At 46.1% G+C, this 13,226-nt stretch carries 11 protein-coding genes; 1 reads left to right on the top strand and 10 read right to left on the bottom strand.

Going from position 1 to position 13,226, the window contains the following annotated elements; all coding sequences use genetic code 11:
• Position 1 precedes the first annotated feature (1 nt).
• Complete coding sequence (locus ACFSVM_RS07610) at positions 2-850, bottom strand: formylglycine-generating enzyme family protein (protein ID WP_256209617.1); 849 nt, start codon at positions 848-850, stop codon at positions 2-4.
• A 441-nt stretch (positions 851-1,291) separates the two neighbouring features.
• Here ACFSVM_RS07610 and ACFSVM_RS07605 point away from each other — a divergent pair, with 441 nt between their 5' ends.
• Positions 1,292-2,491 carry an ROK family transcriptional regulator gene (locus ACFSVM_RS07605; protein ID WP_076310970.1) on the top strand — a complete coding sequence of 400 codons (1,200 nt, stop codon included), beginning with the start codon at positions 1,292-1,294 and terminating at the stop codon, positions 2,489-2,491.
• Positions 2,492-2,581: 90 nt separating this feature from the next.
• Here the strand turns inward: ACFSVM_RS07605 and ACFSVM_RS07600 are convergent, their stop codons facing one another.
• The 9 genes from ACFSVM_RS07600 to ACFSVM_RS07560 form a co-directional block, all read right to left on the bottom strand.
• Positions 2,582-3,508: a manganese-dependent inorganic pyrophosphatase gene (locus ACFSVM_RS07600; protein ID WP_076310971.1), complete on the bottom strand. Its 927-nt coding sequence runs from the start codon at positions 3,506-3,508 to the stop codon at positions 2,582-2,584.
• 132 nt (positions 3,509-3,640) lie between these two features.
• Positions 3,641-4,111 carry a translation initiation factor IF-3 gene (gene infC / locus ACFSVM_RS07595; RefSeq protein ID WP_076310972.1) on the bottom strand — a complete coding sequence of 157 codons (471 nt, stop codon included), beginning with the start codon at positions 4,109-4,111 and terminating at the stop codon, positions 3,641-3,643.
• 1 nt (position 4,112) lies between these two features.
• Positions 4,113-5,123, bottom strand: coding sequence for an LLM class flavin-dependent oxidoreductase (locus tag ACFSVM_RS07590; RefSeq protein WP_090722730.1), 1,011 nt, complete (start codon positions 5,121-5,123; stop codon positions 4,113-4,115).
• Positions 5,124-5,214: 91 nt separating this feature from the next.
• Positions 5,215-7,104 carry an LTA synthase family protein gene (locus ACFSVM_RS07585; protein WP_379261201.1) on the bottom strand — a complete coding sequence of 630 codons (1,890 nt, stop codon included), beginning with the start codon at positions 7,102-7,104 and terminating at the stop codon, positions 5,215-5,217.
• A 209-nt stretch (positions 7,105-7,313) separates the two neighbouring features.
• The gene (locus ACFSVM_RS07580) at positions 7,314-8,078 is read right to left on the bottom strand and encodes a DUF3891 family protein (protein ID WP_379261199.1); all 765 of its coding nucleotides are present in this window, start codon (positions 8,076-8,078) and stop codon (positions 7,314-7,316) included.
• A 143-nt stretch (positions 8,079-8,221) separates the two neighbouring features.
• Complete coding sequence (locus ACFSVM_RS07575) at positions 8,222-9,010, bottom strand: pyruvate, water dikinase regulatory protein (protein ID WP_205053269.1); 789 nt, start codon at positions 9,008-9,010, stop codon at positions 8,222-8,224.
• Between the two features lie 80 nt (positions 9,011-9,090).
• Positions 9,091-9,726, bottom strand: coding sequence for a helix-turn-helix transcriptional regulator (locus ACFSVM_RS07570; RefSeq protein WP_379261197.1), 636 nt, complete (start codon positions 9,724-9,726; stop codon positions 9,091-9,093).
• A gap of 70 nt (positions 9,727-9,796) precedes the next feature.
• Positions 9,797-12,490 carry a pyruvate, phosphate dikinase gene (gene ppdK, locus ACFSVM_RS07565; RefSeq protein ID WP_379261195.1) on the bottom strand — a complete coding sequence of 898 codons (2,694 nt, stop codon included), beginning with the start codon at positions 12,488-12,490 and terminating at the stop codon, positions 9,797-9,799.
• A gap of 229 nt (positions 12,491-12,719) precedes the next feature.
• On the bottom strand, positions 12,720-13,169 hold the full coding sequence (locus ACFSVM_RS07560; RefSeq protein WP_076310979.1) for a hypothetical protein: 450 nt from the start codon (positions 13,167-13,169) through the stop codon (positions 12,720-12,722).
• Positions 13,170-13,226 lie beyond the last annotated feature (57 nt).

Raw genomic sequence — 13,226 nt, 5'->3', positions numbered from 1 at the left:
TTTAAATTTGAACTACCCGAAAACCGAGATTTCCTGTGGAGCTGTCTGGCGTATTACTGCTCCGGGCCGCAACCCGATAACGGTTACAATAAGACCGGTGACACAAATAGGAACCGCCGCGCATTGACTTTCTGCCCGTTTCCCGTTGGTACAGCGGGTTATCCGCTGATGTCTCACGATGATATCCCGGGGTGAACCAATCTGCACACCATTCCCATACATTACCTGCAACATTATATAACCCGTATCCATTTGGCTCATAGGAGTCCACAGGAGCGGTGCCAATATAGCCGTCACTTGCATTATTCTTGACAGGGAACTTTCCCTGCCAGATGTTACACATATGCCTGCCATCCTGCTTGAGTATATCGCCCCAAGGATATGTCTTCCGCTTCAACCCGCCCCGAGCTGCATACTCCCATTCCGCTTCTGTCGGCAGCCTGGTTCCAGACCAGGTACAGTAAGCGACAGCATCATTCCAAGAGATATGTACAACCGGATGATTAAGCCGGTCCATAATGCTTGAATCGGGTCCCTCAGGACGTTTCCAGTCAGCTCCTTCTACGACATACCACCAAGGCACCTGTTGAGGTGTGCTTCGCACCTGCTGCCTCGTCTCCTCAGAGACAAACAGATGGAATACATAAGACCAGCCATATCTCTCGGCCTCGGTTACATATCCCGTAGCTTCGATAAATTGTCGAAATTGTTCATTCGTTACGGTATAGGCTGACATACAAAAGGAATTAACGTATACTTCTCGAACAGGCCCTTCACCATCACTAGGGAAACCTTCTGACGTGTCCGTCCCCATATCAAAAGACCCTGCCGGAATATCCGCCCAATTCATATGAATGATGGCTGAAGAGGACGGATCCGTTTCCTGTTTGAACTGTGCTTGAATATCTACTGCACTATGCACGGGGTGTAAAGTTCTACTGGCTGAACAGCAGTTGTTATTCTGCATCGGCTATATTCACTTCCTTCTATTATTTGTGCTTAATAGGCTCATGTTGCCTCAATTTAATCATCATATCACTTTTTTCATTTTGGAGTTTAATCGAATCAATTTCATAAATCATAAAAAAAGTGAATTCGAAACTATATATAGACAAATAAAATCATTTTGATCTATATATACTCTTGATTGAAGCAGCCAAAGGTATTATGAAATTGATTCAATCCATTGGAATATTAGGGTTAGTCAATGGTCTTTGACTCCCAGCTGAGTTATAATCGTTATCATATCTTATCGTGAAAAATAACCTTATTCATTGGAGCAGCGACTTTCATGAACAAAAAAGAACCTGTATTACAATCAAACAAAAAATGGATTTATTCCTGGATTGCTGAGCATGGTCCTATATCCAAGGCTGAACTACTTGATGCTTTTTCACTAACGAGCAGTACACTTACCCGCCTGCTTGAAGAGATGACAAGCGAAGGTCTTATTCAGGCGGCAAGCCTAGGCGCTTCCAGTGGAGGTCGTCGCCCCATTCTCTATCAGATTGAACCTGATTACAAATACATATTTGGCCTTGAAATTTCCCGGTTCTCTTCCACACTCGGTCTGTTTGACATGGCTATGAATCCGAAATCCGTGATGCGCTGGCGGATGGATGAATCGATGACGCCCGAGCGTTTTGTTGAATTTGCTTCCGGGCATATGAGGAGCTTTCTAAAGGATCATCAGCTGGAGCCTTCACAAATATTAGGTATCGGTATCGGTGCAGTCGGACCCGTTGACCGAAACAAAGGGACGATTCTCGATCCATTATACTTTCCAGCATCAGGATGGCGTAATATCCCTATATGTCAGCAGTTTGAGAATGCTACAGGCTGGAAGGCTTATCTTGAGAACGGAGTTAACGCTGCACTGATCGGGGAGACCTGGGCGATGCGTAATCAAGGTATTCAGCATGCACTTTATGTTCACGCCGGAGTCAGCCTCAGATCTGCTATTATGTCTCAGGGCCAAATTGTTCATGGTACCGTTGATACGGAAGGCTCCATCGGTCAAATGATCGTGCAAATCGATGGTCAGCGGCTCGGTCCGATTGGCAATTATGGAGCACTAGAGGCATACGCCTCGATCCAAGCACTTGAGAGGACGGCACGAGCACAGGCCAAGGCCGGAAGACCACTCGGTCCTATACTCAGCTCATTGCCCCCCGATCGAATTCAGTTTGAGCATCTTCTCAAAGCACTGGATGCAGAGGATCCTTTCGCAAGGGAAATATTCGAGCAGTCTGCCGTCTATTTTGGTATAGGGCTAGCCAATTTGATTAATATGTTTCATCCGGAGATTGTTATATTAGGTGGAACCTTAGTCAATTACAATGCACTATACTTTGATACAGCAACACATATCGCCAAGAAGAATACCTTCTATAATCCTAGATATGAGCCCTTATTCTCAAAAGGTAACCTTAAGGAAGACGCAGTCATTACGGGATGCGCACTTAACGTGTGCCGGGCTTTCCAGCTATAGAAATTACAGAAGCTTTTCATAAGATAAAAGGGTTGTCCTAATGCAGTATAACTGCGATTAGAACAACCCTTTTATTTTGGGAGCATATTATTATGACAATGCTTCTGTCAGTACAGGAACGATCTGAGATTTACGGGAAACAACGCCTTTCAGAAGTGCTTTGTTGTCCACGAGCTGAACATTGTACGCACGCTCAACTGCCTCAGACTTATGTCCAAGTGCAATCGCCACAGAGTCATTGTTAAGAATGTCTGTAATTACAAATACGAACAGATCGAGATTCTTCTCAGCAATGGTTTGGTAAATTACAGCCTCAAGCTCTGCTTGTTTCACAAGCAAATCGTTGACATCCACCGTGTTGACTTGTGCAATTTCAACTTTGAACTCGCCCATTGAGAATTCCTTCGCATCAAGCGTAAGGAGCTGAGGAACGGATTTTTTGCTAAGATCAGCACCTGCCTTGAGCATATCAAGACCGTACACGCTGGCATCGACACCTGCAATCTCAGCCAGTTCCTTGGCTGCAGCAATATCCTGCTCGGTGCAAGTTGGAGATTTAAACAATAGAGAATCAGAAATAATAGCAGACAGCATCAGACCCGCAATCGGTTTCGTAATCTCCACATTATTCTCTTTATACAGCTTGTTAAGAATGGTAGCTGTGCAGCCCACTGGCTCTGCGCGATAGTACAGCGGCTGGCTTGTCTCAAAATTAGCAATTCTGTGGTGATCAATAACTTCCGTAATCTGAACCTGATCAATATCGCTTACGCTTTGTTGACGCTCGTTATGGTCAACCAAGATAACGCTGTTTGTTTCATTCGCTACAGTCTCTACAAGACGAGGTGCATCCACGTTGAAGAAATCGAGAGCAAATTGTGTTTCACCATTTACTTCTCCAAGACGCACGGCTTCTGCTTCAAGACCCAGCTTAACCTTAAGATCAGCATAGGCAATTGCAGAACAGATCGTGTCCGTATCCGGATTTTTGTGTCCAAAAATCAATGTTTTCCCCATTTAATTGAGACCTCCGTTAATATGTTGTTGTCATCATGTGTGAGCATCCGGTTAGGATGTATTTCCCTATACGATTATATCGTTAAATGAATTGTATTCCAATGTTTATACCTTGTTTTAAAAAAATATTTTTTATGGCATTAATTCAACGACTGCCTGTTTGCCGCTAAGCTGAATTCCCGTCTTTGGCGTGCCGTATTCCTTCAAATCACGTATAAGACCCTCAAGAAGTGATTTCGCCAGATCTCCTTCTTTCTTTTGAATCTTCACAACCAGCCTCACTATATCACCAGATTTAAGGATACGCTCCATTTGAGTCTTCTTCGTATCATAATCATGCTCCTCAATATGCGGAGTCAAGCGGATCTCTTTGATCTTCGGCTCACGGCTCTTACGCTTCTCGGCCGCCGCCTCCTGCTTGGCAGCTCCCGCTCCAACTAGCCTGCATGGCGGAGGACTGCTCATGAGTGATGTGCATACCAGATCTACCTTTAGCTTCTTGGCTAGTGCGAGCGCTTCGGCGGTCTTCATCACACCGAGCTCTTCCCCATCTATACCGGTAACCTCTACTTCGGCTGCTTTGATTTTTTCGTTCTTGATCAATTTACTCTTCCCCTTCCCTCATCGCTTCCGCAATCAGCTGAAATGACCTCTTCCTTGCTTCAAAATCGTGGATGGCAGATGCAATCATGATTTCGTCCACATGATAAAACTCGCTGATTCGGCGTATTCCTCTATTCACCTGCTCAGGATTACCCACAATGCTGAGATGCCTCCTGCTGTTAATCTGCTCCTTCTCCACTGCAGTATAAGGATATTGAAGCGACGTCTCCACCGATGGGAAGCCGGATAGCTGTGCTCCTCGCATCAACGCAAGAAAATAGAGCTGATTGCTTGAAGCAAGGCTCTTCGCTTCCTCCTCCGTATCTGCGCAAATCACACTAATGGTAATCATCGACCGTGGGGTATCCCTCACGATGGAAGGCTGAAAACCAGATTTATAATGATGAATCGCTTCTTCTCCTCCAGGTACGCCAAAGAAATGAGCAAACGAGTAGGAAACGCCATGTCGTGCTGCGATCTTTCCTCCTTCACTGCTTGATCCAAGCACCCATAGCTCCGGAACGCTGTCGATCAGTGGAATGGCCTTCAGTTTGGCATACCGGTGATCCTCCGGAAGATCCTCATATAAATAACCGATCAGATCATCAATCTGGACTGGAAATTGCTGCGAATTCATTCGCTTCCCTTCGTTTAAAGCCGCTGTCGCGAGCGGCATCGCGCCTGTAGCTCTCCCGATACCCAGATCAATTCGGCCCGGATATAAAGCCTCTAACAAACGGAAATTCTCAGCCACTTTATAAGCACTGTAGTGGGGCAGCATAATGCCTCCCGAACCAACACGTATGCGTGAGCTGTGAGAAGCCAAATGGGAGATCATCACTTCCGGGCTGGAAAAGGAGAGTGCAGGCATGCCATGATGCTCTGAAACCCAAAACCGGTGATACCCCAGACTTTCGGTGAATTGAATCAGCTCTGTCGCTTCACTCAAAGCATCGTGAACCGTGAACCCTTCTTTTATGTAGCCATGCTCTAATACACTTAGTTTGATCATTTTCATTCACCCTTCCCTACAAGAAAATTCCGCTCAATTGCAGTCCAAAGTTAAAGGACACCGTTATTGTTAACGGTGTCCTTCTATCATATCAGAATCCACGCTTCGGAAGCAGCTTCACATATTCATCCGAGAGCTTCATCAGCTTCATAATATAATCGTAATCGGCACGATACTTCGAAATATCGGCGATGGGTTCCAGCGTTGTCAGCGAAATCGCCTGTCCATCTTCAAAACCGCTGCCCGGCACGAACATGACTTCATTATTGAAGAAAGTACCCGTCGGCATGTAATACCTCATCCCGATGACATTCTGGTCAATATTAAGCAGATCCTGTCCTAATGCAGTGAAGTTCGAATCCTTCAAAGAAAAACCGAGAAGGTTGGAGACCGTAGGCAATATATCCATTTGTCCGCCAACCGTATCAATCTGACGTCCTTCCATTCCAGGTACACGAATGACAAGCGGCACATTGAAGCGGCTGATCTGTTCATGATAAGGAACGCCTAGAGCAGCCTCAACCTGCTCCGGAGAAGTGCTCTGATTCTGCAGCCCAAAGTGATCGCCGTAGACGACGAGAATCGTGTCCTCCCACAGTCCTTCTTCCTTCAGCCCGTCAATTAGTGTTCCCAGAGCATAATCAGCATAGTTCAGTGCTGTCAGGTAATCGCCCAAGCCAGTGCCTGCAAGCTGCTGAGGAACTTCCATCTGCTTACGATCCTGCGGTACTTTGAAAGGCGCATGACTTGAAGTTGCGATAAAATGTGCGTAGAACGGCTTGTTCTGCGCATCCAGATCCACCAGCTTATGCAGTCCGACACGATACATTTCTTCATCAGAAGCACCAAAATCGTTAAAATGATCATTTGTAAAATAAGGCTTATCAAAATATTGATCAAAATGAAGTGCAGGATACATTTTATTTCGATCCCAAAAGCTCACATTGTTAACATGGAAGGTCTGTGCTGTATATCCTTCATTCTGTACAAGGCGCGGCAGACTTGGCAGCACGCGGTCACCAAACCCGGTTGCCATCGCCATCGTCCCAATCGGATAAATTGATGTATTCGTAATAAATTCGGCATCCGAAGTATTCCCTTGTCCTATTTGCTGAAATACATGTGGAAAATACATGCTCTCCTCGATGAGATCATTGAGCACCGGCGTGACCTCTTGTCCCTCTACCTGCTGACGAACCGGGAAATTTTGAAATGATTCCAGCTGTACGATAATCAAATTCTTCCCTTTTGCTGCACCGAATCCATCCGGTATCGCCTCATTACCATCTTGTTCGGATTGTTGTTGATATGGGTAGGTGGCTTGATGCTCCTTAATTTCTTTAACCGTCTCCTCGATATCTCCGGCAGCAATCAATTTATTCTGCTGATTCGCAAGAATCGCTTGTGCCACCTGATAATTCAGAAAACCAAGCTCGTCGGCACGAACGGTTTCGTTCTCAATCGAACCATCCTTGGCAATCGTCAATCCAGACATGACAAGACCAATGACGGCGACCGATAAAATACCGATCCGGGACAGCTGTCTCGTATATACGCTTCGTTTACCTTGAACTCTGTATATGATCCATAAGATCGTCATCACCATGACATCCACAAAAAACCAAAAATGCTTCGGCTCGATCAGCAGACCGATACTTGAGGCAACCTCCGGCACTTGATTCAGACTAAGTAGTGTCGTATATGTCGGTATGGAACCGAACTGGACGTTATAAATTGTTGCCGCGAACAGAATGATCGAGAACAGCGTGTTCAAGCTCCAATAAGCTGTTCCCTTCCATTTCCCTGAGAAGAGAAGCTCCCATAGGCATAAAACGACCAGAACAGCTATCGCATCTACAGCAATGCGGTCCCATGAGATGTCTCTAAATACAAAAAAGCGGAATAATGTCAGCTTTGCCATCATGAGCACAAACACAATAACAAATAACGACCTTCCCAGCCCTGTCTTTGTTTCTTTCAATTGAATTGACCCCATTCTAAATCTAAAATTTTATAATGTTTTTACGAAATATGTGATCCATTATAACATTTATATTGTTTTAGTTCTAATTTAATGAGCTGTGAGTTTGATTCAAGCAGAATAAACAAAAAAACAGGAAGCTTCCTTTACGAAGACGCTCCTGTTCATTGACCATTTCTTAATTTAATTGTTGGTATCGTTACTTACACTCATCGAAAATGCAGTGCCTGCTTCATTTCCGGCGTTTGCTCGTAGGCATTACTCAATCCCTTTTCTTCAATCCATTGCTTGGATACTCTCTTATACGACAGCTCCGTCTGAAACGGTGCGGCAAAAGGGGATGGTGTCACCTGTACCGTCTGGCTGTCCAGCCATTTTGCCTGAAGTGAAGGCGCATCAGGATCTAATGTGCTGAGTTGAGTCAATCCGTTCTTGAACCAGGGATGTTCCTCCTGCTTAGTGACTCCAGGTTCATTCATGCATACATAGAGCGATAGATCGTCACAGAACTCAAGAAGGCGGGAATGCTGATCAACAACCTCGGCTTCCTGCGGCGCCGCCTCTCTACGCAAACGCTGCTGTCTATACCCTTCCTCTTCACAAAAAGCGATGCTGAACTCATCTGTCCCGTTCTGAATATCGGGAAACTGGGTGAAATGGTGACTGACCAGGTAGGCCGCATAAGGACTGTGCTCTTCTACTTCTTCGATTCCGGCTTGGTACATTCTCAGCTTCACCGGATAAGGATAATTGACGAAATAATAAGGCTCCTTCTCCTTGTCATTCCAGATCGGCACCTCATCTACCCGAATCCAAGCCCGATCGTGCTCGTAAATAGCATACAATACATCCTTCTTATATGTATCCTGGCTAAACAATTCCGGTAAGAGTCTGGAGGCAATCTCTCCCGACAGTCTTGCATGCTCATGCTGCTTAATCATAATGAAGTGCTGTGCTTGTTCTCTTATAATCATCTACGATAACATCTCCTTCTACATCCGCTTGTGATTAAGTAACCCATGCAGGCACCGTTCTAAACTTTATATAACATACAGAATAAAGTACAAAGAAGCCCGATCAGGCTCCTTCGGTTATTACACTTATATCTTCTTATCTACTAGAGATATCCCAGTATTATGCCTGCTGTCTCTTCAATGGCTTTGTCTGTTACATCTATAACCGGACAACCCAGCCGATCAAACAGTTCATAAGCATATTCCAGCTCGGTAACGATCCGCGCGAGCGAAGCGTATTTTGACCCATTGGGAAGTCCCATGACCTTAAGCCGTTCTGAGCGTATTTTGAGCAAATGCTCTGCATCCATGGTCAGTCCGACAATTTGACCCTTGATCGGCTCGTTTAAAGGTTCAGGAGGCTTGATCTCAGGTACGATGGGATAATTGACAACCTTATAGCCTTTATGCGCGAGAAAAATACTCAGCGGTGTTTTTGAGGTCCGGGATACGCCAAGCAGAACAATATCGGCTTTGACAATGGCACTGGTGTCTTTGCCATCGTCACACTTTACTGCAAATTCGACTGCTTCCACGCGTCTAAAGTAGTCTTCGTCCAAACGATGCAGGACACCCGGACGCTGTGTCGGCGAATCATGGAACGTATCAATAAAGGCCTGCATCATCGGCCCCATGATGTCCACGGTTCGAATGCCAAGTCGCACCGATTCTTCCTTGATCGCTTCACGCAGCTCAGGCTGAACGAGTGTATATGCGACAAAACCGGATTTACGGTGAACCTCTTCCATCAGCTCTCGAATCTCATCTTCACTGCGGATTTGGGGATAACGTCTTAGCTGAATGTTCAATGACTCAAATTGTCGCAGTGCGGCTCTTACAACGAGATCAGCTGTTTCCCCTAGAGAATCTGAACAAACGGCGACGAATTGCATCCTCTTTTCCCCCTGCTGCTTTATTCATACTCACCCTTCGTGATGTACCGAATCAAACGCCCTGGCTTTTTGATTCATACTCACCCTTCGTGATGTACCGAATCAAACACCTCAAATAATACTCTAACGATCGTCGTCTTCGATATTCGGCCGACCAGCTCATTGGTCTCCCGCTTTATAACAGGTAAGCTGTCGATCTCGTGAAACACCATTTTTCCAACTGCGTCTATTATTCGATCCTCCGGTGACACCGATATCATATTCGGCTCTCTTGTCATCATCAGGCTGACCGGAATCTCTCGAATATCCTGATCTCCTAAGGTCACCTTAAGCAGATCCTTTCGAGAGACAATCCCGATCAATGCGCCCTCTGAGTTAATCACCAGCAGTGTTCCGACATCCTCCAAGAACAAGGTCACTACGGCCTCATGGATGGTGGTATGTCCATATACTACAACGGGTACACTCTGTACATCTTTCACTTTCATTTCGCCTATCTCCGTCAAGTACCTGTCTGAAGCAGTCATCACACGGCCGAGAAAATATCCTACCTTGGGCTTTGCAGACAAGTAACCTGTCATTACAAGTAAGGAAAGATCTGCTCTAATCGTCGGCTTGGATAGTGACAAGCGGTCAGCAATCTGATCCCCCGTAATGGGAGCACTCTCCTGAACAATATCTACAATGCGTTGTTGTCTTCCTGTTAGTTCAATCACAATATGCCCCCATAATCAGTTACCATAAAAATTGATGATAAGCTCACATTATGACGAGTAGCGTTCATCATTATGCGGTGCTCGTTACCTCTGAGCAATCCTCAGGGACTGACACATTTCGCTCCCGTATTTCGGCTTGCGCCGCAGCAATTCGGGCAAAGGGCACGCGATAAGGTGAGCAGCTGACATAATCCAGTCCAATCTGATGACAGAAACGAATAGAATCTCGGTCACCACCATGCTCCCCGCACAGTCCAGCTACAAGCTGCGGCTTCCAGGAACGTCCTCTATTCAGAGCCAGCTTCATCAGCTCACCGACGCCTTCTTCATCCAGCACTTCAAAAGGGTTCGCTTCAACAATCTTCTGCTCCAGATATTGGCTGAGGAATCTGCGTTCCGCATCATCTCTACTGTAACCGAGCGTCATCTGTGTTAAGTCATTTGTGCCAAAGGAGAAAAAATCGGCATGTTTCGCGATCTCTGCGGCAGTTAAGGCTGCACGCGGAACTTCAATCATCGTGCCAACCCGATACGGACAATGCCTCAGATTCTCTCTCAGCACTTGTTCCGCAACTTCATCCACAAGCCTTCTCAGCGTGGACAGCTCATTGGCATGCCCTACCAGAGGAATCATAATTTCAGGTACAACCGATATCCCCCGATCTATACAGTTCGCGGCTGCACGGAAGATTGCCTCTATTTGCATATCATAAATTTCGGGGAATACAATTCCAAGCCTTGCACCTCTCCAGCCAAGCATGGGATTCGTCTCTCTTAACTCCTGCACCTTCGATATGACTCGTTCTACTTTATCCAGCTCTTCGGTATCCCCATCCATTGTTATCATGCGAAGATGCTCTTTTCTGCCTTCCAGTACTTCAAGCTTCGGCAAAAATTCATGCAGCGGCGGATCCAGCAAACGAATGGTGACAGGCAGCCCATCCATCTCCGTAAAGATCTGCTCAAAATCCGATTGCTGAATCGGCAATAAGCGGTATAGTGCCTCTTGACGCTCCTGGGCATTTCCGGCGACGATGACCCGCTGAATCAACGGCAGTCTGGAAGGTGACAGAAACATATGCTCTGTACGGCACAAGCCTATTCCTTCTGCTCCCCATTTGCGTGCATACTTTACGTCACCCGGCTGATCAATATTTGCATAGACCTTCATATGCTTGATCTCATCCGCCCAGCTTAGAACGAGAGACAATTCCTCCGAAATTTCAGGATCCTTCAGCTTGATCTCTCCTGCATACACCTGCCCCGTTGCTCCATCCAGTGAGATCAGATCTCCTTCTAGGAAGGTATATTCCCCGCAGACCAGCTCCTTCACATCCTCACGAAGCTCCATCTCTTCACAGCCGCACACACAGGGTGTTCCCATTCCTCTTGCAACCACCGCTGCATGGCTTGTCATTCCTCCCCGCAGTGTAAGCAGGCCTTCGGCCGCAATAACTCCATGAATATCCTGAGGTGTAGTTTCTCTGCGTACCAAAATAACTCTTTTGCCCACAGAAGTCCATGCTTCTGCCGTTTCGGAATCAAACACAAGCGCACCGCTCACAGCACCGGGAGAAGCTGGAAGTCCCGTCGCCACAACCTTATCCGCATCCTGAGCCTCAATTGACTGATGCAGCAGCTGATTTAGATGCTCAGGCTCAATTCGCAGCAAGGCTTCTTCCTTGGTAATAATGCCTTCCTTCGCATAATCGACTGCTGCTTTCATGGCTGCTTGGGCAGTCCGCCTTGCTCCACGAGTCTGCAGTATGTACAGCTTGCCCTGCTCAATCGTAAATTCAATGTCCTGTATATCTCCATACCAAGCTTCCAGCCGGGACGCTGCTTCGTGAAGCTCTTCATATACGGCGGGCATCGTTTGGGCAAGATACGATATTCCGAACGGAGTACGTATGCCCATGACGACTTCTTCTCCTTGAGCCGATGGCAGATATTCCCCTAGAATTTCATGAACTCCAGTGGATGGGTTTCGAGTAAAAAGCACACCTGTCCCGCTGAATTCATCCAGATTGCCGAATACCATTTCCTGAACACTGACAGCCGTTCCCTGATCCTCTGGAATCTTATGAACCTTGCGATATACTTTGGCCCTCGGATTTGACCAGGAACGGAAGATCGCGCGTACGGCATCAATTAACTGCTCTCTTACATTTTGCGGGATCGGTTTCTTGGTACGCTGATGAATGAGTGATTTGTACTTATCGATGAGCTCCGCAAGGTCTGCTTGTTCAAGCTGTCCGATATGTTCCGTCCCTTGAGCTGTATTGAGCTGACGCAGTAATTTCGAGAATGCATTATTCTCGATTCCCATAACCACATGTCCATACATTTGTATAAAACGGGCATAGCATTCCAGCGCATATTTGCGATTGCCGGTCATTGCCGCGAGACCTTCTGATGTCTCGTCATTCATGCCAAGGTTCAGGATGGTATCCATCATCCCCGGCATGGAAGTTACTGCACCCGAACGTACGGCAACGAATAACGGATTCGCAGAATTCCCGAATGTTTTGCCGGTCTTCTGTTCTAGACTCACGAGTGCTGCTTCAATCTCTTCAATAAGGGAGAGCGGAATATGTCCAAGATGCGTGTAATAATCCCGGCATGAAGCCGTCGTAATCGTAAAGCCGTAAGGTACAGGCAAGCCCGCTCTTGTCATTTCCGCCAAATCCGCTCCTTTTCCACCCAGAAGCTCTCGCATCGATGCATTACCTTCACTAAACATGAATACACGTTGGTCCGTCATCCGATCTCTCCTCATCTCATTGTTTTTCAAATGCATATTTTCCATTTTTTTCAAATCTAACTTAGCCAATATATTACGTCACGAATGAGGAATGGTCAATATATAATACGTCATATAAGAATGTTTTATAGGTGTAGATTACACATGATTTCGGATGTAGTGACCATAAATTCAACACAAAGAAGCTGTCACTACGGACAGCTTCTTGGTCTGTGTTACAGAAGAGAGATCACCGTTGCTGCTCAGAAACACCGTTCATTTCCAGCACCGATTGGATCATACTGCTGCGGTATTCAATTTTGGGCTTGAGATCGATCCCTCTGGATTTACCTTCAATATATAATGTGACATCATTTGATCCGTCATAGGATCTGTATCCTGTCACCTTATCATAAGGAATAAAATAGAGGCCAAACTTAACACCGTTCTCCCCGACATAAAACTGACTAACCAAATAATAGACAACAAACGAGAGTAAGAAAATAACGTATTTTAGCCATCCTTCACTCGTTATCAAGTAAATACCGCCAAGTACATAGATCAGCACCATCAGCAGCGTATTTTCTTTACCTAGTCCGCTAAACCTTACTTTCCCTGCTCTGCGACGCTGCTGAATGCTAACAATCAAGGCAGCCAATGAGAGGATTAGAAATAGAACCAGACTTATATTGGATACCAAGTGCACTCCACTCTCCCTTGCAGCGACTACATCTGCTTATGCCAACCTGATAGCAGC

The organism is Paenibacillus shunpengii, from assembly GCF_042684905.1.
Lineage (GTDB): Bacteria > Bacillota > Bacilli > Paenibacillales > Paenibacillaceae > Paenibacillus > Paenibacillus shunpengii.
The sequence above is the reverse complement of the archived record's forward strand: the minus strand, read 5'-3'. Positions and strand labels throughout refer to the sequence as shown.